This is a genomic window from Selenomonas sp. WCT3 (genome assembly GCA_900100835.1).
GTDB lineage: Bacteria > Bacillota > Negativicutes > Selenomonadales > Selenomonadaceae > Selenomonas_A > Selenomonas_A ruminantium_E.
The window spans coordinates 101,136-125,332 of sequence record FNCM01000002.1; the positions used below are offsets into that span (position 1 = coordinate 101,136).

A 24,197-nucleotide genomic window follows, 5' to 3' on the forward strand; every position below is an offset into this window, starting at 1 on the left:
ATAGCTTTTCTTAAAGTTTAAACAAAGCGACATTTTCATGCAGTTCATCTGCCATCTGCGCCAGCGTCTGGCTAGCATCAGCGATTTCATGAACCGCCGCTGTTTGCTCCTCCGTAGTCGCGGAAACAGTCTCAGCCTGCTGCGCCGTCTGCTGGCTGGCGTTCTTCATCGTACGGACATTATCGTCAATGGTCTCGCCACTCTTTGATACGCGCTGTACCGCCTGATTTATGCCATCAAGCTGCCCCGATACCTCATCGACAATCGCCACGATACTCTTGAACGCTTCCCCAGTCGACAGAATCGACTCCGTACCACTTTTGACCTCTTCATCACCAGCCTGGATACCAGCTACTACCGTCTGCGTATCCTGCTGAATCATCGCAATGAGGTCCGCAATCTGCTTCGCTGCCCGCTGGCTGGACTCAGCCAGTTTTCTGACCTCATCAGCCACTACCGCAAACCCGCGTCCGGCATCACCTGCACGCGCCGCCTCAATGGCCGCATTGAGCGCCAAGAGATTTGTCTGCTCGGCAATATCCGAAATCGTATCCACAATATTGCCAATTTCATCGGAACGCTTGCCAAGCTCCATAACCATACGCGTCGATTCCTCAGTAGTCTCCGCAATGCGCTTGATCTGGCTGATGGCCTTATTCAGCTGATCGCCGCCAGCCTGTGCAACCGATGCCGCTTCATGCCCCTTATCGGCTGCCTGTCGCGTACGCTTGGTAATATCCTCAATATTCGTATTGAACTGTTCCATTGCCTCAGTCGTGCTATTCACAGCCTCGAGCTGCTCGGATGCCCCGGCAGCTACAGCGGTAATGGCATCAGCAATCTGACTCGATGCCTGCGCGGACTGTCCCGTCGTAGCATTAAGCTCCTCTACCGAAGCCGCCAGACTTTCCGCTGACGTGCGTACCGTCTGGATTACCTTACTCACATCTTTGCGCATCGACTGCATCGCCTCGGCCAAACGCCCCAACTCATCGTCAGACTTCGTTTCGTTCTCATACTCCCGGAAGTCTCCCGAAGCCAGCCGGTGCATCTCATCCATCATGCCCTTGAGCGGTTTGGTAATGACATTGATTGCCACCGTAATACCAATCGAGATAAGGATAAGCAGCAGCAAGGAAATCCCCGCCATAATCATCAAGGCATTCATCGCTGGTGCAAAGAGCTCATCTTCATAAGCAATCGTCGCCAAGCTCCACCCCGTTCCCGGCACCGGATAGTAAATGGCAATCATCTTCTCGCCAGTGCTCTGCGTATAGCGGAACATATCGGCACGGCCGGATTGCATCTTTTTGCCGAGCTCCTTGACGGCTGGATCATCCATATCTTCAATTTTTTTATTCAGCACCATGTCACGATTTGGACTGTAAAGATAGGTACCATCCCCAGCAATAAGGATGCTATAGCCATTATCGCCGAAATGAAGGGCCTTTACCTTGTCTTCGACCTCATTCAGCGTAACTTCCGCAGTGACCATACCCACACGATGGCCATCGGACGCCTTTAATGCCGAAGCGACGACAAAAACAACATTGCCGGCTTTATCAAATTCTGGCTTCGTAATGATCTGATCCGAATCGCCTTTGACCACATCGGCATAGGCAGCCAAATTTTTGACATTTTCCGTACCCGGACCATTCTTGCCCATTTTTAGCAAATTGCCATTTCCATCCAGTGGCACATAGCCAATATTATCATACGACCGCACAAACTGCTCCTTCATGAGCTTCCAGCGCGGCTCATTGGCCTTCTGAATGGCAGAACTGTCACTGCCAGCACTCATATACGCTGGCGTCGACTGCTGTGTTTCCAGCTTGCGCTCATTCATCCAGTTTCCGATGGAGTCCGTAGTATCCTGCGTACCAACGATAGCACTGTCGAGGAGCTGCCGCTCAAGGACGCCATCCATATAGCGATAAATCACTCCGGAAAGAACCACCAGACCAACAGCTACGATTGGCAAAACCAGCAGGAGCAATTTCATCCGGATTGATTTCGCTCCCAGCGTTGAAACTCCGACTAAGCGATTCATGATTTTTTCTCTTCTCAAGGGTATCCCGCCTCCTTACTCGCCAGCCTTGAGGCCTGTCGCTTCAGCGATTTCCCGGACCGCTGCGTCCAGCGACGACTTTACATCTTTTCCCGCAATAACATTCTGGATTAGTTCCTTCGTAGCCTTGCTGCTATCAAGCGATATCGGGCCACGGTGCAAGGGCTGAATCTCCTCGGCCACCTTGGCAAACATCGTGTAGATGGCAAAACCAAAATAGTCATCACTCTTCTGGAATTCCTGGCTCTTATAAATTGGAGTATAAGCCGGGAACAATCCATGCTTCAGGGCGATAGCCTCGCCCTCATCGGTGTTCTCGCAGAATTTCACAAATTCAATAGCCGCCTCTTTATGACGGGAATTGGCCGCAATCGCCACCACCGATCCGCCAGCATTCGCAGCACGAACACCACCTTTTTCGATAGCCGGCAGCGGCATAATCTTCCATTTTCCCTTTTGGTCTGGCAATGACGAAGAAATATTTCCCGCAAACCAAACACCATAAGGAACAGCAGCAATCTGACTGCGCTTCATAGCCATCAGTCGGCCATCCCAGTCGCCGACATTTTTCAGCACGCCTTCTTTTATCATGCGCTGCATGAGTTCCATGGCTTTCTGCCCCTCGGCAGAATTCAAAACGATCGTTTTATCGTCCTGCGATACGTAGTGTCCACCAGCTTGGTTGAGCAGCTGGTCGTAAAAATCCGTATCCTCAGCGGTTCCCAACATGACCGTCTCGCCACCTGTCGCCGCCGATAACTTCTTACCCGCAGCAATTAAATCCTCCCACGTCTCAATCTCATCGACCTTGATCCCAGCCTTGTCAAAAAGATCGGAACGGTAAAATAACGCCGCCGGTCCCATATCGGTAGGAACGCCATAAATTTTGCCATCTTTCGTTACCGCTTCCCAGGATGCCGGTACAAAACGATCGCGACTATCCTCAAAGTCACTGCTTAAATCCAGGAATGCGTCCTCGTTGCGATTGAGGAACGTTGAAAAATCCCGATTCTGGAATACCATTACATCCGGCAAATCCGTACCAGCCGTAAGACGCGGCATAATACGCGTATAACTCGAATCCACCGTCTGTACATCCACTTTGATATCCGGATGCACTTTCTCAAAGGCGGCTGCCTGTTCCCGGAACGTATCGGCTGCAGTATTCCATCCCACTACTGTAATCCGTGTGCTCCGCTCAGCCTGTTTCCCACAGCCAACAGCCAACGCTGCCAGCATACAGACCATAATCAGACACATAAGCCTTCTGAGTCTTTTTTGCATAAGTCTCTTCTCCCTCTACTATGAAATTGTACTCTTCCTTACATCTTATGAGCAGGCCAATTTTACCACAAATAAACTCGCAAGTAAACAATCAAATCGCGCTTATTTATATGCATATGTAATCATATATTATTATTTTCTCGTAATTGATATAAAAACTACTCTTTCTACCTAAAATTGGCCCAAACACGATAACTATTCCCCAACAAGACACTACATTTTTCATTCTAAAACTTTTTCCAAAACTTTTTTCAAAAAAGCGTTGACAACACATATACACCATGATATTATAATATACGTTGATTGCGAGAGCGAACAACACCATGACTCAGTAGCTCAGCTGGATTAGAGTATTTGACTACGAATCAAAGGGTCGGGGGTTCGAGTCCCTCCTGGGTCACCATTTGAATGATGAAGTCTTATCGCGCGAGCGATAAGACTTTTTTGCATAACGCTTTTGTTTTTATAAACGAGGGGCGGTCAAAGGATTTTCTTCCTTTGACCGCCCCTCGTTTATTCTACTTTTAATTGCTATATTTTGCTGCCACAGACTCCCGTAACAACTTAGCAAATTGGCGAGCTCCCTCCATATTCGGATGAACACCATCCTTAAACCATTCCGGGTGATTAGATGCTAATGCATACCAGTCAATTACCGTGATATTCGGACGCGTCTGAGCGAGTTCGAATATATAATTATTATTCATTTTCATCCACTGAGAATACGAACAATACGTAGTAACCCAGAAAATCTGGCGTTCCGTCCCCAACAATTTTAACAATTTCTGCGTGCCGCTAGCATAAGGCTCATGCTTAAGCAAAGGTCCATTAGTCCCTAGCTCGATAATTACCACATCACTGAGTTTTCCTGCTGACTGAAGTCTCTGAGCTGCTTCAAAACCACCACACACATCGCGTGAACCTTTGGCATCAATGTGCGCATTCGGCAGTTGCGCCTGAATAATACTGCGATTACCACTCATGATCGAATCGCCAATCATCGTGATTCCTTCCCCAGTTAAATAGTCCGGTATCGCTGACGCTTGCGCAACAGCATTGTTCCCTCCTGACAAAATCACCCCCACCGCCAACAAAGCAGCAACTATAAAACCTCTTAGTTTACGCATATTTCTACTCCCCTCTTTACCGAAACAGATTACTCTTAATTTGACAACGCCTGAGTCAGCGTATCATGAATGAGTTTCGCATATTGTTCCGCACCTTTTATATTAGGATGAGTTCCATCCGAATATAACCAACCTGGGTTACTTCTTGCCAAAGGATACCAATCAATCCGATGAAAATTCGGCCGTGCCTGTTCCAATTCCGCTAGATATTTATTATTCATCGTCATCCATTGGGAATATGAACAATAAGTGGTAATCCAAAAAATCTGACGTTCAGTCCCCAGCACCTTCAAAAGATTTTGCATACCGCTGGCATAGGGCTCATATTTCAGCAATGGCCCATTGGTACCGAGGGCGACCACCACAACATCCCCCAATTTTCCCTCACGGACAAGTTTTTGGGCAGTTTCATAGCCACCGCAGACATCACGACATGACAAGGCATCGATATAGGCTTCGGGCAACAATTTCGCTATTGCCGGACTAGCGCCAACCATAACCGAATCGCCAATCATCGTAACGCCAGCACCGCGCAGCCGTGCCGCCTGACGCTCCTGCTCAGTCTTTATTTTCTGAGCTTCCTCTACCTCTCTAGCTGCACGCTCTGCCTGTGCGTTTTTAAGCTCGGTCTGCTTCTGTTCCAGCTCCTGTTTTAACTTATAACCAGGCTGATGATTGGGGTCGAAATCCGAAGCCAAAATGTCCTGAGTACCAAAACCAATCAGCACAATGCTAAACACAGCGGTCATAGCCACCGTATAACGTTTCACGCATTCCTTCACACCCCCACGAGAAAACCAGCTCTTCGGCTTTCCCAACAGCTCCAGTATCGCTTTAGTACAAGCCGCCAGCAACAAAATCATGACGATATCCCCAAGAGGGCCATATGACAATTCATGCCAGCCTGTTCGCTGAGAGAGAAAAAGGACAGGATATTGCCAAAGAAAAATCTCATAACTATGCTGGCCAATCCATTGGAAGACGGGCTTTTCCAACCGATTGCCAAATTGCGGCAAATCGATTACCGCTAATAACATCAAACAAAACAAAACCGTCAGCAACTGCATGCCACAAACATAAAGAAACATATCCTGACCGTTCAGCAGGAAAGTGGCTTCCAACACAGGAATCAACAGTACACCTACGAAAATTTCGCCTCGTACGGCTAAATGCCTACTGCATCTCCCAGTAACTTCCCGTTTTGTAAACCACATTCCCATAGCACTGCCAAACAGGCAGGCAAATATTCTCGTATCTGTACCGTAGTACAGTCTGCTAACATCTGCACCATAAAGTGCCCCCATCGTCATTAGACCTGCCGAAAGCATCCCCAGCCAGCAAAGTATCCAGCCCCCCTTCCATCGTTTAAGCAGCACACAGAGCCCCAAAAGCAGCGGCCATAATACCACATACTCGAGTTCAACCCCCAAAAACCACATATGGGTAAACGGCGATGCATTAATTACCCGCGCAAAATAATCCGCATTCATAGCCAACTGCCACCAGTTGTTGACACCGAGGAAAATCGAGACTATTTCCTTGCCACTGTCTTCCAACACCTCCGGCAACATGAAGTGATAAACTCCTACCGTCAGCAAGACAACAAACACCAATGGCGGATACAACCGTTTCAACCGCTTGAAATAATAGCACCTTACGCTAAACGATTCTGCCATATAATCGCAAACACTGCCATAAGCCAAAAGAAATCCTGTGAGCACCAGAAATAAACAAACGCCAATATAACCTCCCACAAAAACGTCTGGACAAACATGAAAGAACGTTATCAACGTAATAGCCAACGCCCGCAAAGCATCCAATCCCGCGATATGCCTTCGCCTGCCACCATTACTTTCCAGCGTTCCCGTATAGCTTTCCACCTTATCTGACACGACAATCTTCCTTTCCCAAAATCCCATATTTTCGAATGAAAAATTGTTCTATCCTTCCACCGTGCCTCTTACTCATAAGTTATTATAGCCAATTATCTTTGTTGAAAAATGATATTATCCCATCAAGCCTCTTTCTTTTATTCTCATATTTTAGCAAAACTCCTACACCAAGCAAGAACCCTTTGCCCCATAATATCCGACTGAGTCAATAATTCCGGATCTCCACCCCAAGGGCTTGAGCCGTACGAATAATACCACCCATCAGCCTTTTTATAAAACAGCCATCTTGCCGGAGTTAGCTTCGTTCCATCGGCAGCAACAACCTTTGTTACCACTTCGCAATAACGCCCATCGGAATCCCATTGCAGGCTATCACTTTCACAATATAGATGAATATCCTTATCGGAATACACCCAATAATCTTTGGCATCTGCTTGTGGCATTGCTAACATCATTAACGAAACACATATAATCATCATAAGTAACCGCTTCATTTTTCACACCTGCCTCCATTTAAACATACATGGATTAAATTTATTTCTAGCTATATGTATAAAATACCAGCTACTAATGAAATTTCAATAATGCGTCCATCTCGTACTGTGAATTGCAAGCTATCCCGACTGCCTACCCCAGTCTTTCTTTCATTATAGTTAAACACTTTGTTACCATTCTCATCCTCCCCAATATAGTCCACTTCTCCATAGACCATTGACAATCGTCCAGAACTCATGCCCACCTTGATACCCGCAGGTGTACCTATGCCATTATTGGCTGTTGTGCTCACACTTACCACTCCATCTCTATCGGTAGCCGTGACAATAAAACTCCCATTTCCATAACGCTGAGTATAAAATCTACTTGTTCCGCCCCATATTTTACAATCTATATATGACGTACTTGTCGGATGTCCATATATACGTTGTACATTTGCAAAACGGGTAAACAACGTCACACCGCCTAAAGCCAACTCACTGCGAGGAATAGATGCAGAACATATTGAGCCAACTAGACTCAACAAAACTATCATGATAGCCACAAAACGACACCGCACCATATCACCCCCTCCTAATCATCGCTTCACACTTAACAGTTCATAAAAAGTAACTATTTTCTTGCATCCAATTCATTCAGTTTCCATAAGCTAATCGGTCACAAAGTACACAAAAATTATAATCTAATCCCTTTTTATATGTTGCTTCATGAAATCCGCCCCTTCCACTAGAATAATAGTACACACCTGTATGCGGGTTGTATATTACCCCCATTTTATGCCAAGAATTACCATTAGCCCAATACACACTTGCCCACGAAGTTCTGCCACGTTCGTCATAGCCCAGTACCTCTATCGAGTCAATATCTATAAACGCATTGCATTTTTCATCTTTGTCATAACATATGTAATAATCCCTCCGGGCTTCAGTAATATCACTACCATTCCAAAAGCCTCCAACAAACGCAGCCAAACCTATCATTGCTATCATGAATTTCTTTCTCATCTCCTAACCCCCTTCTTATAATTACATCTGACGCATGTAAAACCTATCAACGCGCAATTTCTCTACCCCACATTTCAGCAGAAATAGGTTGAGCGATATTCCATATATTTTGTTCTACTGGAGTAGAAGAATTTACTCTTCCACGATAACCTTCGGAATTAGAAAACATCACCGGTTCTCCGACGTCATTCCAAAAATGATAATTTATATAGGACACAAGTTTACCTTGACCATTTACAGCTTTTACTGTTACATCAAATCTTCTAAAACCCGGATGCCCCATCACCACAGTTTCTGTCATAACATAGGCATGTAGACCGCTGGCATAAGTTCCTGCATAATAATCTTTTGCCAAAGCCTTATTGTCTTGTCCAATAAAAAAAATAGTTATAACCATCAAAAACACCAAAAATATTTTGTTTACATGAAAAAAATTGCACATATTCTTCCTCCTAACTATTCCATTTATTTTCTTCTCACGAGTTATACCTTTATCTCTGGAACACTGTAGAAAAGTCCATAAACTTACGATACTACTGACTATTACTACAAGCGGAGGAAAAATCCTGCTAAAAATAGCCCTATCAAGTATCTACATACTCGATAGGGCTATTTCTTATTTGTTTATCCTTCAATAACCGCCAAGGCTTCCACTTCGCATAATGCACCAGCTGGTAAATCCTTTACGGCTACACAGCTACGGGCAGGTTTGCTGACAAAATACTTGGCATATACTTCGTTGAAGGCCTTGAAGTCGGCAATATCTGCTAAAAAGCAGGTTGTCTTTACTACGTGATTCATGTCAGTCCCCGCAGCTTCCAGAACAGCTTCGATATTTTTGCAGCACTGCTCTGCCTGGTCTTCAATCGTAGTGGCAACAATCTTGCCAACTGCCGGGTCAATGGCGATCTGGCCGGACATATAAAGCGTATTGCCAGCTAAAACAGCCTGACTATATGGACCGACTGCGGCCGGCGCTTCATGGGTATGGATTACGTTCATAAGGGTACCTCCTGCAATAGCATTCATAAATTCATCTTCTGCTATTGTACCCTATAACGCTATATGTTACAAGTTTACACAGCAATCTCCATGCATTGCTTTTTGTCGGGTGTATTCATCAACCCATTGATGCTGTTAAAGAGCACGGGCTGAATATCCACGGTAGGGAAACGAGCATCGCCGGCACTCCGTTCTGCCTGCACATAGACATTAAACGCTTCGACAAAGCTTACTCCACGACCACCGCGTTTCAGCGCATCGCCGCAATCCTCCAGGGATTTATGGATGGAACCACGCATGTAGTTCGAGATTGCCCGGCAGAACAAGGCAGGCCAATAGCGATGCTGAAATTCCAGCGATTTATCCGAGTCCATCTCTACCATGCCGCACTGCTCCTTTACGGCAGCATCCTGTCCCATGGCATCGTACATCTGCGAAATCGCCAGACGAATCAGCCCTTTTTGCACATAATAAAGCGGTTCATCCTCATCCAAACGGCTGGCCGTCTGGGCATCTCCCAGCGCATCGTTATACTTCTGCATATTGAAGTAGGCCACACTACGCAAATAATAGGCACGAGCCGGTACCAGACAACCTCGCTCTTCAATGATAGCCGTGAGATTTCCAATTGCCTTTTCCGCCTCATCATCATTGATAAGCTGCTGATCCTGCGCCAACTCCTCCTCCAGGGTGAGTTTCTTCAGCGGTTGTTTGATTGGCTCTATTGGCTCTTCTTTTTCGAAAACAGCGATGTTGCCCGTCCCATCCACAGGGAGAAGTACAGCATCTACCTTTTCCTCCGTGATAACTGCGAGTGGCTTTTCGGCCGGTTCAACGACAGCCGATACCGTCGCATCCTCATTCAACGCCTGGGAAGCATTAGCCATAGCACTGCCTGCCAGCGTCACGCAGGCCAGTGTTAAAAGGCAGATAACTCCTTTTCTCATCCATGAAACTCCTCTTCTCATCAAATTCCAATCCTATAAGCCTATTTTAACATAAACCAATATAAACCGCACCTGCTAATTTAGGAGTTTTGTCCTATAATTTTTTTTGCTAATTGGCGTTATCTTTCTCCTATTTTATTGTCAACAACCTTGCATAGTCTTCGGATACTTTTGCGAAGTGCGTTTGCATAACGGTCACCATCAGATTCCGTACGGAACACACTGCAAACAATGCTGCCCGTTTGCGAATCAATCACGCGCAAGGCCACACCGACCTCATACCAAAAAGAGTAATACCCATAATGATTGGTTATCACCGTCCGGTAGTAATTCTTCGTTGCCGTCTGCTTGTTTCCATTCGAATCCTCCCATTGGAATTTCTCCGAATGATCAAACATGGTCTGGGGCGTCGCATAAGGTGGATGCCAAGTCTGGCCGCTATTGCAGCGCGTGATTTTTCCTGTGATATAATAACGGGTCTTCGTGCCGGAATTGTCGAGTTTTACCTTTTTCAACCCATCTTCAAGCTCGTCTTGGATTGCATATTCCAGTGTTTTGGCGGTCAATTCGTCATCCTTGATATCTTCAGGGATTGCGATTTTCCCAATACTGATGGTCGGGGCATTATTCGCCACTTTTTGCGCGGCATGACGTTTCAAACGCCCCCAATCACCGACAAAGTTCTTGGTAATCTGCTTGTAGGCATGCCACGCATCGACACCGTAGTTTTTATAATAATCCACCAGCGTCATAGCCTTTTTCCCGGTCGATGCATCATAGAGGACAAAATCCATGTCCATCATCTGCAGGTAGTTGTCATACGCTGGGATCTGATGGTTTTGAATCCACGTATGGTAATTGACTTTGTATTTGTTTCCCTTCGGGCCATTGATGATGTCATGATAAGCCTCCATCCGGACCGTAGTCCAAGTAGCGGGCGAACGATCCACGCGCACTTCCTGATGGCGCAGATGAGGAACCAGATAGCCATCGGCCATGGTGGCATCATAAATAGCTTTGGCTCGGCCTTCTTCACTGTTGAAGTTCCCGAGCAGCGCCTGATATTCCGGAGTTTCCCGCAAAATCTGCTTTTTTTCTTCCAACTGATTGCCAAAGCCCAAGAAATTGGTGTTCTTTATCTTTTTGTTGATGCGCGCATGCAGGTAGTTGTTATACCCTTGATTCGCCTCTACACGTCCGACGGCTTCGCTTCCCACCCGCATGGGTAAGAGAATGACTTTGCGGAACTGCTTTGCCTGAATGTCGGCACTTTCATCCATCCAAATATTTCCTGCAGCAGCAGCATGTGACATACCGAAAGTCCCAGACAACAGGACACCGACAGCCAAAAAACCAAGTATTTTTTTCATCTGCATAACCCCTTGTTCTCTCTTCAAGCTCTCCCCAGCGCTCACATTGCCTGTAAAAATTTATAGGCCAGATTTTGCGCGGCAATATCGAGTGCCCGGCTCACAGCCGTTTCCGTTCCCGACATTTTCCGCCGAACAATGACGCGATAATTGAGCTCGCTCTTGCGCCGCGAATCCGCCGTTGTGACAAAGACTACTTGCCCGGTATGCGCATCGATCACGCGCATGCTGAGTTCAACATGTGCGGTCTTATCCTTGCCTCCTACACCGATGGTCCCACTCTGGGATTTGATATTGCTGACATTCGTCAGATATCCATAAATCAAATAATCGGCCTCATTTTCCAATTCGGGGATGATCTCGCCTTTTCCCAGCTGCTCCATAATGGCCACCTCATCATAACGGGCCCGGATGACATCCGTATCCATAGTCCGCACATCGATGCGAGGGCTCAGGCTCAATTCCGCTTCCAGCGTCGTGCGCGGCCCGGGGAGCATTTCTTCCGGTTCCATCTGAAAATCCGTCAGCGTCACCTTTGATTTGGACACCCGATTCTGGAAGCCGACCACCATGACCACAGGCCGATCTGCGGCCTGCGCAGCCGAGGAAAAAATACCAGCGATAAGCACGCATCCGAGCAGAACCACCCCTATTTTTCGAAGCCATTTTGTCGTATCCATAGTTATTGCACCGCTTTCATGCCATTCTTGTTCAAATCCGCCACAATATCTTCAACCTGAGCCGCCATTACCTGATTGAGCATTTCATCAACATTCATGCCTTTACCATTTTTTACAATGGCAAAGTTCATGAGCTGTGCCGTCTTCTTGTTCTCGCAATGACCTTCAAACACCTTGCCATTGGCCGTGTTGAGGAGATAATAATCCACCACGGCGGTCACCTTTTTCCCACGAGTTTCGCGCTCCGTCCGCGAAGCAAACATGGTGTGCTTCAAGCGCACATCGACATCTTTGAGATTGACGAATAGCATATATTGCGCCCCATAATTCTGGGCAATCTGCTCCGCCTGCTGTATCATTGACGGCGACAGATGATACGGAACCCCACTTTGTTTGCGCCAATTTTCAATCCGCGCATCATCATAGAAATACTTGCGCCCCATAGCAGCATCGGCATAGCGCACCAGTTTTGCCGCCGCTTCCCCATGCTCGAACCAATGACCATGGATGATTGCATCCATGTGGATCATCGACAACTTCGCATCTTCCTCGGATGTCCCTTCATCGTGGCGGCCGGCTTCATTCGTCATATCCGCTCTGCTTACCACCTGAAAATTTTTGGCCGTCATGTTCTGATACAACTTATCCGCAAAAGTGTCAAAGGCCTCGCGCTTTAATTCATAGTCGCCATAACTCTGAACTTCACCGATAAAAATACGTGGTCCACTTCCGGCATTATGGAAAAGACCTGCCGCTGATACACTTCCCGTAAGAAATGAGAAACCGGCCAAAGCTGCCACTGCGATCCGGCTAAATGCTTTCATTCCTGTTCTCCTCTGTTATCACAAACCGGCTCAACGTCTTTTCGCTGGTTTTACCTTGCCATTCATACGGGCCAACAGCCCTTGTTTTCCTGAGATGGCGTCGTGTACCGCTTCTTCCAGCGCCGTTTCTACCTGGCCTTTATCAACATTGGCCGTACCAATCCGGATGATGTTAAGGGGAAGCTTGCCGACCGTATTGTGCTCTTTTCCCCGGCCCACAGCAGCCAGCACGATTCGACCCGTTTCCACATCCACTACACGCAGTGAAACCGTAGCAAAGACCTTATACCGGTCCGTTCCTGCACCAACGACCGAAGTGGAGGATTTCTGCGTCGTCACCGAATTGATGCTGCCAAGTACCAAATACTGTGCTCCCGTGAGATTTCCCACCTGAGCTGCCGTCTCAGGATTGGTCATCCCACTCATCGCCAGTGCCATCTCATCTGTTACATCCTTCAAACGTGCACGCTCTACCACGTCAAAGCTGCCGGTATTCAACAGTTCAGCAATGGCAAAATCGTGGATTTGATTCATCTCTTCACGATCCCACTCGTTGGAGATAATCCCTTTATTGGCAAAGGGCAGAACTGCCAGCGTCGGGTGATCCAGAATACTCACCGAAGCGGCACTTGCCAAGCTGTTTCCCATAACCAGCGTTACTACCAGGCACAAAGCGGCCATAATTCCCTTTAACTTCATCATCGTTCCATCCTTTCATTTCCCCTTGTTCAACGGGAAACCGACATTTTAATCGTATTGTTGCTGATTCCTGCGACAAATATTCCCAAGGAAGTTTTTCCCTGCAGCGATTTCACTAATACTTCCGGTTTTACAATAGTATCCACCGACAAAATAGCCTTGCCGTTTTGATGCTCACGAATATAGACGTTTTGAACTATCCCCAGGGCACGCAAATCATCGGCCAGCTGCTGAACGGCCTGATAATCCATCGTGCGTACCTCCAGCTGCAAAGCCTGATTGGCATTAGCACTAAAATGGCGGAATTTATCCTCGATTTTAGCCGCTGCATCTTTAGCAGCATTTCCAATCGCCTTTTGCTTAGCCGATTCCAGACTGTTGTCCACCGCCTTGGCCGAATTCGTAAAGGTACCAACGATTTCTCCCGTATCGAATTTCAGGATCTTGACCGTCATCGACGCCTTGCCGTTCTTGAGCAGTGTCGGCTCGTAGCCGCCTTTACCATTGGGCAGGGAAATCCCCTGGGACTGGGCCGTAGAGATGCCAAGTACCAGATAATCAGCCCCAAGCGATTGGCCGATACTTCCGAGCGCTGAACTGCCCTGGTAAATGCGGTTCAAAAGCCGTGCATCCTGCAGGGAGGAAGCGACTCCGGCATCCACGACATGGGAGAATCCCAAATCAATCAGCCGGGCATTGATCGCCGATTCTGCCACTTGGTCATGGCCGAGGATATTTCCCTTGTCATCCTGCTCCAAAATTACCACGGCAATGCGTGGATCATTGAGCATCATGAGCATCTTGAGGTTGTTCATGAGCTTGGCATCTGGCGAGGTATCCACATCAACGCTTGCCCGCACATGAACAGAACCGCTCACGACATTCTGGGACAAAATCCTTATATCTTTTACGAATCCCTGCGATTTCATATAGATTTGATCCAGTTCGGTGGCATAGTTCGTCACCAACGTCCGGGAATCCACCAAAGTTCCTACTACTTGTTCCACGGCGGCCCGCGATGCATCACGGATGGCACTGTCCTTATCTGCCCCATACCCATCAACGACTACAGCCTGTGCGAAGGCAGATTGTGCCGCCAAGGTCATCGCGGCCCCCAATATCAAGGATATCTTTTTTAATTTCCCCATAGTTGTCGCTCCTCCCTAGAATTTTACGCTTTAAATATAACATGACTGCCTTAGAAATTCAATATATCCCACCAAGGTCCTAACGATAAAAAAATCCCGCAGTCGAAACTGCGGGATTTCTGCTAGCATATAAATTGTTTTCCCAAACGGAAATTATTTAGCCATTGCTTCCTGAACGGCAACAGCAACAGCAACAGTCATGCCGACCATCGGGTTGTTACCAGCGCCGATGAGGCCCATCATGTCAACGTGTGCCGGAACGGAGGAAGAACCTGCGAACTGAGCATCGCCGTGCATACGGCCCATCGTATCCGTCATACCATAGGAAGCCGGGCCGGCTGCCATGTTGTCCGGATGGAGCGTACGGCCCGTGCCGCCACCAGATGCAACGGAGAAGTACTTCTTGCCGTTCTCGATGCAGTCTTTCTTGTAGCAGCCTGCAACCGGATGCTGGAAGCGCGTCGGGTTCGTGGAGTTACCCGTGATGGAGATATCAACGTTCTCGAGTTTCATGATGGCAACGCCTTCCTGAACGGATTCAGCGCCGTAGCATTTAACTTTTGCACGGAGACCATCGCTGTAAGCAATCTCTTTGACAACGTTGACTTTGTCGGACTTGAAGTCGTATTCCGTCTCAACGAACGTGAAACCGTTGATGCGGCTGATGATCTGAGCAGCATCTTTGCCGAGGCCGTTCAGGATAACGCGCAGCGGGTTCTTACGAACTTTGTTAGCCGTCTGAGCGATACCGATAGCACCCTCAGCAGCAGCAAAGGACTCATGACCAGCCAGGAATGCGAAGCAGCCAGCTTCCTCGGAGAGGAGCATAGCGCCGAGGTTACCATGGCCAAGACCTACCTTACGATGGTCAGCAACGGAACCCGGTACGCAGAAAGCCTGGAGGCCTTCGCCGATAGCTTTTGCAGCATCAGCAGCAGCCGTGCAGCCTTTTTTGATTGCGATAGCAGCACCCAGCGTGTAAGCCCATTTTGCATTCTCGAATGCGATCGGCTGGAGGTCTTCTACGATTTTGTACGGGTTGATGCCCTTCTCGTCGCAGATTTTCTTTGCGTCCTCGATGGATGCGATATCATATTTTTTGCAAACTTCATTGATCTGGTCAATGCGGCGCTCATAGCCTTCGAATAATGACATTCTATTCATTCCTTCCTTTTACCTAAAACTTGCGGAAATCTGCCAAGAGTATTTCTTACTCTTCGCGCGGATCGATCGTCTTGACAGCGTCAGCGAAACGGCCTTTCGTGCTCGTGTTGGCTTTGATAGCTTCGTTAGCATCTTTGCCGGCACGGACAGCTTCCATGACTTTGCCAAGCTGAACAACTTCGTAGCCGATTACGCGGTTCTCTTTGTCGAGACCGAGTTTCGTAACATAGCCTTCAGCGAGTTCGAGGTAACGCGGGCCTTTCTTGAGCGTGCTGTAGAGCGTACCCGTCTGGCTGCGCAGACCTTTACCAAGGTCATCGAGGCCAGCGCCGATTGGCAGACCATCATCGGAGAATGCAGTCTGGGAACGGCCATAAGCAATCTGCAGGAAGAGTTCGCGCATAGCGGTGTTGATGGCATCGCAAACGAGGTCAGTGTTCAGAGCCTCGAGAACCGTCAGGCCCGGCAGAATCTCTGCAGCCATTGCTGCGGAGTGCGTCATGCCCGAGCAGCCGATCGTCTCAACGAGAGCTTCCTGGATGATGCCGTCTTTGACGTTGAGCGTCAATTTGCAGGCACCCTGCTGCGGAGCGCACCAGCCGATACCGTGAGTCAGGCCGCTGATATCCTGTACATTCTTGGATTTAACCCATTTGCCTTCCTCTGGAATCGGAGCAGCGCCATGATGTACTTCCTGCGCTACGCATGCCATGTCTTCCACTTTCTGTGAATAAGCAATCATTGTTCGTATTCCTCTCTTTTCTAAAATATAATACTGAGGTGCAACCTTTAAACAAGCGCCCGTAAGGGGCTAGCATGGGAAATGGTCACCACGCCCGTGGTGGCCTTCCCCCCGCTTACGCACCCTTGCTCAAGGGATGCTGCCTCTGACCTGCGGATAATTAAAGTTCGACGAGGTTCTTGCCGTTCATTTCAGCCGGAATCTCAACGCCAGCCATCGTCAAGAGCGTCGGTGCGATGTCGCAGAGAGCGCCGTCTTTGACGGATTTGACGCGGTCAGATACCACGATGAACGGAACCGGATTCGTCGTATGTTTCGTGAACGGCTGGTTGTTTTCGTAGTCCATCATGATGTCAGCGTTGCCGTGGTCAGCTGTGATGCAGACCTCGCCGCCAACTTCACGGATGGCATCGACAAAACGGCCAACACACGTATCAACCGTCTCAACAGCCTTGACAACTGCCGGGAATACCCCCGTATGACCAACCATATCGCAGTTTGCATAGTTGAGGATGATGAAATCGTATTTTTCGGACTTGATAGCCTCAACGACTTTATCCGTAACCTCAATAGCGCTCATTTCCGGCTGGAGATCATAGGTTGCAACCTTCGGAGACGGAACCAGGATGCGATCCTCACCCTCGTACGGCTCCTCGACACCGCCATTGAAGAAGAAGGTTACATGTGCGTACTTCTCCGTCTCAGCGATGCGCAACTGCGTCATGCCCTTGGACTCGATAATCTTACCCAACGTATTCTCGATAGTTTCCGGTGGGAAGGCAACTTTTGCATTCATGCCGTCCTCGTACTGGGAGAACGTTGCAAACGGAACCTTGAGCTCCTCATCACGCTCGAAACCATCAAAGGTCTCGTCAACGAATGCATGAGTGAGCTGACGGGCACGGTCTGGACGGAAGTTGAAGAAGATAGCGCCATCGCCATTCTTCATGCCTTCGTAGCCCTTGATTACGCACGGCATAACGAATTCATCGTTTTTGCCAGCTTCGTAGCTTGCCTTGAGGCCTGCTACAGCAGAATCTGCGCTTACGCCCTCAGCATGAGCGATTGCCTCATATGCCAGCTGCTCGCGATCCCAGTTGTGATCGCGGTCCATAGCATAGTAACGGCCGCTCAGCGTAGCAATGCAGCCAACGCCGATTTCCTTGCATTTTGCTTCAAGTTCCTCCAAGAACGGCTGAGCGCTCTGGGGCGGAACATCACGGCCATCGAGGAATGCATGAACGTATACATCCTTGATGCCTTCTTTTTTCGCAAGCTCGAGCAGTGCATAGAGATGAGCCTGATGGCTGTGGACACCGCCCGGAGAAACGAGGCCCAGCAGATGGAGGGCACCGTTATTTGCCTTCACGCCATTTACGATATCAAGCAGGGCTTCGTTCTTGAAGAAGTCGCCATTCTTGATGTCACGCGTGATGCGAGTGAGCTGCTGATAGATGACGCGGCCAGCACCAATGTTGGTATGACCAACTTCGGAGTTGCCCATCTGGCCATCCGGCAGACCGACGTATTCGCCGGATGCCTGCAGCTGACTCGTCTTGTATTTTGCCATAAGGCCATCGAGTACCGGCGTATTCGCTACCTGTACTGCATTGTTCTTATCGCTTTTGTCACCGAGGCCGCAGCCATCCATGATGATGAGTGCAACCGGTGCATTTTTAAGTTTTGCCATTTTAAGATACTACCCTTCTAAGAATCAGTAGTTAACGATCTGGCTGAAGTCCTGAGCCTTCAGGGATGCGCCACCTACGAGTGCGCCATCAACGTTCGGCTGTTTCATGAGATCTTTGATCGTAGCCGGTTTTACGCTGCCGCCGTACTGGATGCGGATAGCGTCAGCTGCTTCCTGACCGAATTTCTTCGCAACAGCTTCACGGATTGCCTTGCAGACTTCCTCAGCCTGCTCGAACGTAGCCGTTTTGCCCGTGCCGATAGCCCAAATCGGCTCGTAAGCGATAACGAGTTTAGCAACCTCAGCAGCCTCGAAACCTTCGAGAGCAGCGTTGATCTGTGCAACGACATGGTCGATGTAAGTGCCAGCTTCGCGAATCTCGAGGGACTCACCGCAGCAGATGATCGGCGTGATGCCAGCAGCAAATGCAGCACGAGCGCGTTTGTTTACGCCCTCATCCGTCTCACCGAAGTAATCACGGCGCTCGCTGTGGCCGAGAACGACGTAGTCAACGCCAATCTCGTTGAGCATGCCCGTGGAGATCTCGCCCGTGAAAGCACCATTTGCTTCCCAGTGAACGTTCTGCGCACCAACATGGATGTTCGTGCCTTTGACTGCAGCAGCGACGGAGGACAGAGCCGTAGCCGTCGGGCAGACAACAACATCAACCGTTGCGTCTTTGACCAGCGGAGCCAGAGCCTTAACGAGCTCGACACCCTGTGCAATCGTGTTGTTCATTTTCCAGTTACCAGCAATAATCGGAGTTCTAGCCATTATATAAAAGCCTCCCTAATTAAATCTTATGTCTATGAAGCCTGCTTTTTCCAGCAGCCCTATCCACCCTCAGAGAAGAAGGCGTCGTTTCAGGGCAATGCGTTTATCAGGCCCCAAGGATGGGGCCCGCGGCCGTATATTCCCGGATGGAATATCCGGCCGCAGTTTCTTTTAGTACTTTTCTTTGCCCCAAAGAAAAGTACTAGGAATACTTATTTATCAGCGATAGCTGCAATGCCCGGCATCTCTTTGCCCTCGAGGAACTCGAGCGTAGCGCCGCCACCCGTGGATACGTGGGAAATCTTGTCCGTCAGGCCCGTCTTCTTCAGAGCTGCAACGGAGTCACCGCCACCAACGATGGAGATAGCGCCCTCTTCCGTAGCTTTCGCAACAGCCTGAGCAACAGCCAGCGTACCATTCGCGAAAGCGTCGAACTCGAATACGCCCATTGGTCCGTTCCAGACAACCGTCTTAGCACCTTTGAGTGCCTCAACATATTTCTCAGACGTCTTCACGCCGGAGTCAAGAGCCTGCCAGCCCTCAGGAACTTTGTCAACGTCAACCGTCTGCGTGTTAGCATCTGCAGCGAATTTATCAGCGATAACGAGGTCAACCGGCAGAATAACCTCTACACCCTTCTCCTCAGCTTTCTTGAGGAGGTCACGAGCGAGATCGTATTTGTCCGGCTCGCAGAGGGAGTCACCGATTGGCAGGCCTTTTGCTGCATCGAAAGTATGAGCCATGCCGCCGCCGATGATGATTTTGTCGACTTTCTCGATCATGTTGTTGATAACGCCGATTTTATCCGAAACCTTAGCACCGCCGATGATAGCGACGAACGGACGCTGCGGAGCTTCAAGCGTCTTGCCGATGTAGTTGATCTCTTTTTCCATCAGGAAGCCAGCGACAACCTCGACGTACTGAGCGATACCAGCGTTGGATGCATGGCCGCGGTGGGAAACGCCGAAAGCATCGTCAACAGCAACATCAGCCAGGGATGCGAGCTGTTTTGCAAATTCCGGATCGTTTTTCTTCTCTGCTTTGTGATAACGGAGGTTCTCGAGGAGCAGGACTTCGCCAGCCTTCAGATCAGCGGCAGCCTTCTCAGCCTCAGCACCAACGCAATCCGAAGCCCATTTTACCTCTTTGCCGAGGAGCTCGGACAGATGAGCAACGAGGTGCTTCGTGGAGAACTGCGGCTCACGAGCCTCGCTCGGACGGCCGATATGGCAAGCCAGGATTACAGCAGCGCCATTGTCGAGCAGATAGTTGATGGTCGGCAGCGTGCGAACCATGCGCGTGTCGTTGGTGATGTTCTGGTTCTCATCGAACGGGACATTGTAATCGACGCGGACAAATACTTTTTTGCCTTTGACGTCAATGTCTTTGATGGTTTTCTTATCCATGTTGAAACCTCCAAAATAATCTTTACATGATAAAAAAATTGAGGTCCGGCCCAAGTTTTAGGCCGGACCTCAAAAGATCTTCGTTTTGTTCAGTTACGAATCAAACAATTAGCCGAGCTCAGCGAAGTATTTGATCGTGCGAACCATCTGGCTCGTGTAGCTGTTCTCGTTGTCGTACCAGGAAACAACCTGAACCTGCGTGCCACCCTCAACCGGGTTAACCATCGTCTGAGTAGCATCGAACAGGGAACCGAAACGCATGCCAACGATATCGCTGGATACGATCTCATCCGTGTTGTAACCGAAGGACTCCGTAGCCTGAGCCTTCATAGCTTCGTTAACCTGCTCAACGGAAACGCTGCCTTTGACAACTGCGTTGAGGATCGTCGTGGAACCCGTCGGGGTCGGAACGCGCTGTGCAGCACCGATCAGTTTGCCTTTGAGTTCCGGAATTACGAGGCCGATAGCTTTAGCAGCGCCCGTGGAGTTCGGAACGATGTTGCAAGCTGCTGCACGGCTGCGACGGAGGTCGCCTTTACGCTGCGGGCCATCGAGAGTCATCTGGTCGCCCGTGTAAGCGTGAATCGTGCACATGATACCGCTCTGGATCGGAGCGAGGTCGTTCAGTGCTTTAGCCATCGGAGCAAGGCAGTTCGTCGTGCAGGATGCAGCGGAGATAACCTTGTCTTCCTTCGTCAGCGTCGTGTGGTTAACGTTGTATACGATCGTCGGGAGGTCGTTACCAGCCGGAGCGGAGATAACAACTTTCTTAGCGCCTGCAGCCAGATGTGCAGAAGCTTTCTCTTTGGAAGTGTAGAAACCAGTGCACTCGAGAACAACGTCAACATCATGTTTAGCCCAAGGAATGTCTTTTGCATCCTTCTCAGCATAGATCATGATCTCTTTGCCGTTGACTTTGATGCTGTTTTCGCCAGCTTCAACCGTATCAGCATATTTGTACTTACCCTGCGTGGAATCGTACTTGAGCAGGTGTGCGAGCATTTTCGGGCTCGTGAGGTCGTTGATTGCAACAACTTCATAACCCTCAGCGTCGAACATCTGACGGAATGCGAGACGGCCGATACGGCCAAAACCATTGATAGCTACTTTTACTGCCATTTGAAAAATACCCCCTAAATTCTTTAGAAGTTCAGTTCTTACAGGTCTAATAATACAATAAGCAAAGAGGAAATGTCAATGTTTTTATCATAAATTTGACCAATTATTATATGAATCGGTTTCATTGTTTTCTGACTTTTCTGTATGAATAAGTAACAATACTCTTTCGCTTTCGCAAACGTGCTAAACGCAGATAAACAATAGGAACACCTGCCAAAAACAGCAAAAAGTGACAAGCAATTATACTTGTCACTTTCATTTGCATATATAAATATCATTTATGATTATTTATCGTTATTATCATCCATCTTTTCAAGTGCCAACAAGGCCTGCACATAAATGGCACATTCCAGACGCTTTTTCTGAATTTCACAACCGACTTCATACGGCTTGCGAATATCGCCATGGAAGAGATCGGCATTGGCATGGCAGCCACCGGAGCAGAAGAAGCGCGACCAGCAGTCGCCACACTTTTCTTTGTTGAGTACGTGGCTTTCACGGAAATACTGGCTCGTTTCCTTATCCGTAATTCCCGTATCTACCGTACCGATTTTGTATTTCTCACGGCCAACAAACTGATGGCACGGATAGAGGTCGCCATTTTCAGCGACTGCCACATATTCATGACCAGCACCGCAGCCCGAAAGGCGCTTGGCCACACACGGACCATTGGAAAGATCCATGTTGAAATGGAAGAAGAAGAATCCCTTGCCCTCGCGATGACGCTTCATATAAGCTTCCGTCAAGCGATCGTACTCTTCGCGGATGCGCGGCAAATCCTCTTCAGTAAAGCCAAGCGGATTATCCTTCAGGACTACCGGCTCCATAGAAAGGATGTCAAAGCCCTCGTCATTCATCGACAGGACATCCTTGGTGAAGTCCATATTGTTCTTCGTGTAGGTACCGCGCAAGTAAGTGTAAACGCCACGGTAATCATAGTCCCCGCCCTTGCGGCTCGCCAGGCACTTCTTGAAGTTGGCAATCGCGCGGTCATAGCTGCCCTGGCCGCCAGCCAACGGACGCATAGCGTCGTGAACTTCCTTGCGGCCATCAAGCGAGAGCACGAGCGCAAAGTCATTGTCGTTGAGCCATTTGATGTTCTCGTCATTCAGCAGGATGCCGTTTGTCGTCATCGTAAGCTTGAACTTCTTGCCCGTTTCTTTTTCGCGCTGACGTGCGTACTCTGTCACAGCCTTGACCGTCTTCATATTCATGAGCGGTTCACCACCGAAGAAATCCATCTCGAGGTGCTTGCGCGGGCCGCTGGCCTTGATGAGATAATCGACCGCTTTCTTGCCGACTTCCGGCGTCATGATCGCACGTTCCTGACCGTAGCTGCCGCCGTCACCAAAGCAATATTTACAGCGCAGGTTGCAATCCTGAGCAATCATCAAGCAAATGGATTTTACCAGCCCCGTCTGTTTAAACGTCGGAGGAACGTTGATATCCGGTGCGAAAAGTTCGCCGGCCGCCATTAGTTCATGAAGTTCTTCCAAAGCTTCCTTGAGATCTTTCAAGGGATACTTACCCTCCAGCGCCTGAAGTACCGCATCATCGTTCGTTCCGTCAAACGTATCCATCATCTCATAAATCATCTTGTCGATGACATGAACAGCACCACTGTTGATATCCAACAGGATATAGGTACCATTCTGCTCAAATTTATGGATTCTTGCTTTCATTTGTCTCTTGTTCTCCTTAATTATTTGTTGCTATATAAAAACAGAAATCATTCATAAATAAAAAGCCTTCCCCAAAAAGGGAAGGCTTCAATGCGATACTTATTTCTCGCAAACCTGGTTGCCGACCGTGCAGGAAGTCTTGCATGCGGACTGGCAGGAAGCCTGGCACTCGCCGCAGCCGCCCGTCTTGAGCGTAGCCTGCATCGATGGCTTGTTGACCGTCTTGATGTGTTTCATCATTAGCCCTCCTATCAAAAATAGAATCTCAGTCTATTATATCGCCTTTTCCGCAGCAGTACAAGGAATTATTTCTGACAACTTTCCCGCAAACGGCCACAGAACGTGACCACCGAAAGCTCTAACGCATCGGCAAAGTCCAACGCCAAATCAAAATGCGCACCAATCGCATCAGCCGTATGTGCATCCGACCCCAAAGTGATTTCCCGTCCCCCTAGTTCCCGGTACCGCCGATAAATCGGGACGAGTTCTTTAAGCGCACGAGCACTGCTGAGCCGGCGAGTATTCAGCTCCAGCACCGTATCGGTTTCCACCACTGCCCGCAGGACATCATCGACATCCTCCGTGAAATTCCCATACTCCAGCTCGGGATTATCATAAGGGGCATAACGGGCAATATAATCAATATGCGCCAAGACATCGATAAAAGTATGGCGGCGTACATTATCCGCCATAGCCGCAAAATATCTATGATAAAAATCCTCTTTGGACAAATCGCCATAGCTTTCCTTATAATAGATATCTTTGCCATCCACCATGTGAATTGCCCCAACGACAAAATCAAAGGGCAGCCATTCCGTAAATTCACGGCTGCGGTCACAGGTCGACGCCTGCATCCCCACTTCCACGCCCAAACGAAGCTTGTTGCCACGAAACCGTTCGTAAGCGTTCCAATAATCGTCGGGATTGAAGGTAAAATCTATCTCTCCAGGATAATCAAGATCCAGATGCTCCGTAAACACCAGCCCCAACCCCAGTCGCTCGGCCGCAGCCAATGCATCGGCCGCCTTCATTTCCGAATCCCCCGAGAATTCGGTATGGCTATGACTGTCAAAAATCATT

At 48.7% G+C, this 24,197-nt stretch carries 24 protein-coding genes and 1 tRNA gene; 1 reads left to right on the top strand and 24 read right to left on the bottom strand.

What is annotated here, in order from left to right; translation table 11 throughout:
- Positions 1-10 precede the first annotated feature (10 nt).
- Together BLQ36_RS02210 and BLQ36_RS02215 are read right to left on the bottom strand one after the other, a co-directional pair.
- A complete protein-coding gene (locus BLQ36_RS02210; protein ID WP_143558656.1) occupies positions 11-2,068 on the bottom strand; it encodes a methyl-accepting chemotaxis protein in 2,058 nt (685 codons plus the stop codon).
- Positions 2,069-2,083: 15 nt separating this feature from the next.
- On the bottom strand, positions 2,084-3,352 hold the full coding sequence (locus tag BLQ36_RS02215) for an ABC transporter substrate-binding protein (RefSeq protein ID WP_081342186.1): 1,269 nt from the start codon (positions 3,350-3,352) through the stop codon (positions 2,084-2,086).
- A 325-nt stretch (positions 3,353-3,677) separates the two neighbouring features.
- On the opposite strand from BLQ36_RS02215, the gene BLQ36_RS02220 reads away from it, so the two are divergent.
- Positions 3,678-3,755, top strand: a tRNA-Arg gene (locus BLQ36_RS02220).
- A 121-nt stretch (positions 3,756-3,876) separates the two neighbouring features.
- Here the strand turns inward: BLQ36_RS02220 and BLQ36_RS02225 are convergent.
- The 22 genes from BLQ36_RS02225 to BLQ36_RS02330 all read right to left on the bottom strand — a co-directional run bounded on the left by BLQ36_RS02225 (position 3,877) and on the right by BLQ36_RS02330 (position 24,196).
- On the bottom strand, positions 3,877-4,479 hold the full coding sequence (locus tag BLQ36_RS02225; protein WP_074513777.1) for a GDSL-type esterase/lipase family protein: 603 nt from the start codon (positions 4,477-4,479) through the stop codon (positions 3,877-3,879).
- 35 nt (positions 4,480-4,514) lie between these two features.
- On the bottom strand, positions 4,515-6,371 hold the full coding sequence (locus BLQ36_RS02230) for an acyltransferase family protein (protein WP_180364820.1): 1,857 nt from the start codon (positions 6,369-6,371) through the stop codon (positions 4,515-4,517).
- Between the two features lie 143 nt (positions 6,372-6,514).
- Positions 6,515-6,865, bottom strand: a complete 351-nt coding sequence (locus BLQ36_RS02235; protein WP_074513778.1) for a hypothetical protein — start codon at positions 6,863-6,865, stop codon at positions 6,515-6,517.
- A gap of 50 nt (positions 6,866-6,915) precedes the next feature.
- The gene (locus tag BLQ36_RS02240) at positions 6,916-7,428 is read right to left on the bottom strand and encodes a hypothetical protein (protein ID WP_074513779.1); all 513 of its coding nucleotides are present in this window, start codon (positions 7,426-7,428) and stop codon (positions 6,916-6,918) included.
- Positions 7,429-7,501: 73 nt separating this feature from the next.
- Positions 7,502-7,870: a hypothetical protein gene (locus BLQ36_RS02245; RefSeq protein WP_074513780.1), complete on the bottom strand. Its 369-nt coding sequence runs from the start codon at positions 7,868-7,870 to the stop codon at positions 7,502-7,504.
- Between the two features lie 46 nt (positions 7,871-7,916).
- Positions 7,917-8,312, bottom strand: a complete 396-nt coding sequence (locus BLQ36_RS02250; RefSeq protein ID WP_074513781.1) for a hypothetical protein — start codon at positions 8,310-8,312, stop codon at positions 7,917-7,919.
- A gap of 182 nt (positions 8,313-8,494) precedes the next feature.
- The gene (locus BLQ36_RS02255; protein ID WP_074513782.1) at positions 8,495-8,872 is read right to left on the bottom strand and encodes a RidA family protein; all 378 of its coding nucleotides are present in this window, start codon (positions 8,870-8,872) and stop codon (positions 8,495-8,497) included.
- 74 nt (positions 8,873-8,946) lie between these two features.
- The gene (locus BLQ36_RS02260; protein ID WP_074513783.1) at positions 8,947-9,819 is read right to left on the bottom strand and encodes a hypothetical protein; all 873 of its coding nucleotides are present in this window, start codon (positions 9,817-9,819) and stop codon (positions 8,947-8,949) included.
- A gap of 119 nt (positions 9,820-9,938) precedes the next feature.
- Positions 9,939-11,189 (bottom strand): hypothetical protein, encoded by a 1,251-nt coding sequence (locus BLQ36_RS02265; protein ID WP_074513784.1) that lies wholly within the window; start codon positions 11,187-11,189, stop codon positions 9,939-9,941.
- A gap of 41 nt (positions 11,190-11,230) precedes the next feature.
- Positions 11,231-11,869, bottom strand: a complete 639-nt coding sequence (locus tag BLQ36_RS02270) for a CsgG/HfaB family protein (RefSeq protein ID WP_074513785.1) — start codon at positions 11,867-11,869, stop codon at positions 11,231-11,233.
- 2 nt (positions 11,870-11,871) lie between these two features.
- A complete protein-coding gene (locus BLQ36_RS02275; RefSeq protein WP_033171493.1) occupies positions 11,872-12,693 on the bottom strand; it encodes a hypothetical protein in 822 nt (273 codons plus the stop codon).
- Between the two features lie 30 nt (positions 12,694-12,723).
- Positions 12,724-13,395, bottom strand: coding sequence for a CsgG/HfaB family protein (locus tag BLQ36_RS02280; protein WP_081342188.1), 672 nt, complete (start codon positions 13,393-13,395; stop codon positions 12,724-12,726).
- 26 nt (positions 13,396-13,421) lie between these two features.
- Positions 13,422-14,540: a hypothetical protein gene (locus tag BLQ36_RS02285; protein WP_074513786.1), complete on the bottom strand. Its 1,119-nt coding sequence runs from the start codon at positions 14,538-14,540 to the stop codon at positions 13,422-13,424.
- A gap of 153 nt (positions 14,541-14,693) precedes the next feature.
- The gene (locus tag BLQ36_RS02290; RefSeq protein WP_074513787.1) at positions 14,694-15,695 is read right to left on the bottom strand and encodes a GGGtGRT protein; all 1,002 of its coding nucleotides are present in this window, start codon (positions 15,693-15,695) and stop codon (positions 14,694-14,696) included.
- Between the two features lie 55 nt (positions 15,696-15,750).
- A complete protein-coding gene (locus BLQ36_RS02295; protein WP_033171577.1) occupies positions 15,751-16,443 on the bottom strand; it encodes an iron-sulfur cluster assembly scaffold protein in 693 nt (230 codons plus the stop codon).
- Positions 16,444-16,606: 163 nt separating this feature from the next.
- A complete protein-coding gene (gene gpmI, locus BLQ36_RS02300) occupies positions 16,607-18,136 on the bottom strand; it encodes a 2,3-bisphosphoglycerate-independent phosphoglycerate mutase (protein WP_074513788.1) in 1,530 nt (509 codons plus the stop codon).
- 24 nt (positions 18,137-18,160) lie between these two features.
- The gene (tpiA, locus tag BLQ36_RS02305) at positions 18,161-18,910 is read right to left on the bottom strand and encodes a triose-phosphate isomerase (protein ID WP_033171497.1); all 750 of its coding nucleotides are present in this window, start codon (positions 18,908-18,910) and stop codon (positions 18,161-18,163) included.
- Positions 18,911-19,122: 212 nt separating this feature from the next.
- Entirely contained in the window at positions 19,123-20,316 is a 1,194-nt protein-coding gene (locus BLQ36_RS02310) for a phosphoglycerate kinase (RefSeq protein ID WP_033171498.1), read from the bottom strand.
- 108 nt (positions 20,317-20,424) lie between these two features.
- Positions 20,425-21,435 carry a type I glyceraldehyde-3-phosphate dehydrogenase gene (gap, locus tag BLQ36_RS02315; RefSeq protein WP_033171499.1) on the bottom strand — a complete coding sequence of 337 codons (1,011 nt, stop codon included), beginning with the start codon at positions 21,433-21,435 and terminating at the stop codon, positions 20,425-20,427.
- Between the two features lie 284 nt (positions 21,436-21,719).
- The gene (gene scfB, locus BLQ36_RS02320) at positions 21,720-23,117 is read right to left on the bottom strand and encodes a thioether cross-link-forming SCIFF peptide maturase (protein WP_033171500.1); all 1,398 of its coding nucleotides are present in this window, start codon (positions 23,115-23,117) and stop codon (positions 21,720-21,722) included.
- A gap of 99 nt (positions 23,118-23,216) precedes the next feature.
- The gene (gene scfA / locus BLQ36_RS02325) at positions 23,217-23,354 is read right to left on the bottom strand and encodes a six-cysteine ranthipeptide SCIFF (RefSeq protein WP_072022752.1); all 138 of its coding nucleotides are present in this window, start codon (positions 23,352-23,354) and stop codon (positions 23,217-23,219) included.
- 68 nt (positions 23,355-23,422) lie between these two features.
- Positions 23,423-24,196, bottom strand: a complete 774-nt coding sequence (locus tag BLQ36_RS02330) for a histidinol-phosphatase HisJ family protein (RefSeq protein ID WP_074513789.1) — start codon at positions 24,194-24,196, stop codon at positions 23,423-23,425.
- Position 24,197 lies beyond the last annotated feature (1 nt).

Bases quoted from the DNA above. Each gene is read 5' to 3' on its own strand.
- BLQ36_RS02290 (WP_074513787.1), bottom strand. From the start codon at position 15,695: ATGTCATTATTCGAAGGCTATGAGCGCCGCATTGACCAGATCAATGAA.
- BLQ36_RS02270 (WP_074513785.1), bottom strand. From the start codon at position 11,869: ATGGATACGACAAAATGGCTTCGAAAAATAGGGGTGGTTCTGCTCGGA.
- BLQ36_RS02285 (WP_074513786.1), bottom strand. From the start codon at position 14,540: ATGGGGAAATTAAAAAAGATATCCTTGATATTGGGGGCCGCGATGACC.
- BLQ36_RS02225 (WP_074513777.1), bottom strand. From the start codon at position 4,479: ATGCGTAAACTAAGAGGTTTTATAGTTGCTGCTTTGTTGGCGGTGGGG.
- scfB (WP_033171500.1), bottom strand. From the start codon at position 23,117: ATGAAAGCAAGAATCCATAAATTTGAGCAGAATGGTACCTATATCCTG.
- BLQ36_RS02260 (WP_074513783.1), bottom strand. From the start codon at position 9,819: ATGAGAAAAGGAGTTATCTGCCTTTTAACACTGGCCTGCGTGACGCTG.
- BLQ36_RS02245 (WP_074513780.1), bottom strand. From the start codon at position 7,870: ATGAGAAAGAAATTCATGATAGCAATGATAGGTTTGGCTGCGTTTGTT.
- BLQ36_RS02275 (WP_033171493.1), bottom strand. From the start codon at position 12,693: ATGAAAGCATTTAGCCGGATCGCAGTGGCAGCTTTGGCCGGTTTCTCA.
- BLQ36_RS02250 (WP_074513781.1), bottom strand. From the start codon at position 8,312: ATGTGCAATTTTTTTCATGTAAACAAAATATTTTTGGTGTTTTTGATG.
- gap (WP_033171499.1), bottom strand. From the start codon at position 21,435: ATGGCAGTAAAAGTAGCTATCAATGGTTTTGGCCGTATCGGCCGTCTC.
- BLQ36_RS02330 (WP_074513789.1), bottom strand. From the start codon at position 24,196: ATGATTTTTGACAGTCATAGCCATACCGAATTCTCGGGGGATTCGGAA.
- BLQ36_RS02280 (WP_081342188.1), bottom strand. From the start codon at position 13,395: ATGATGAAGTTAAAGGGAATTATGGCCGCTTTGTGCCTGGTAGTAACG.
- BLQ36_RS02310 (WP_033171498.1), bottom strand. From the start codon at position 20,316: ATGGATAAGAAAACCATCAAAGACATTGACGTCAAAGGCAAAAAAGTA.
- tpiA (WP_033171497.1), bottom strand. From the start codon at position 18,910: ATGGCTAGAACTCCGATTATTGCTGGTAACTGGAAAATGAACAACACG.
- BLQ36_RS02215 (WP_081342186.1), bottom strand. From the start codon at position 3,352: ATGCAAAAAAGACTCAGAAGGCTTATGTGTCTGATTATGGTCTGTATG.
- BLQ36_RS02265 (WP_074513784.1), bottom strand. From the start codon at position 11,189: ATGAAAAAAATACTTGGTTTTTTGGCTGTCGGTGTCCTGTTGTCTGGG.
- gpmI (WP_074513788.1), bottom strand. From the start codon at position 18,136: ATGGCAAAACTTAAAAATGCACCGGTTGCACTCATCATCATGGATGGC.
- BLQ36_RS02235 (WP_074513778.1), bottom strand. From the start codon at position 6,865: ATGAAGCGGTTACTTATGATGATTATATGTGTTTCGTTAATGATGTTA.
- scfA (WP_072022752.1), bottom strand. From the start codon at position 23,354: ATGAAACACATCAAGACGGTCAACAAGCCATCGATGCAGGCTACGCTC.
- BLQ36_RS02255 (WP_074513782.1), bottom strand. From the start codon at position 8,872: ATGAACGTAATCCATACCCATGAAGCGCCGGCCGCAGTCGGTCCATAT.
- BLQ36_RS02240 (WP_074513779.1), bottom strand. From the start codon at position 7,428: ATGGTGCGGTGTCGTTTTGTGGCTATCATGATAGTTTTGTTGAGTCTA.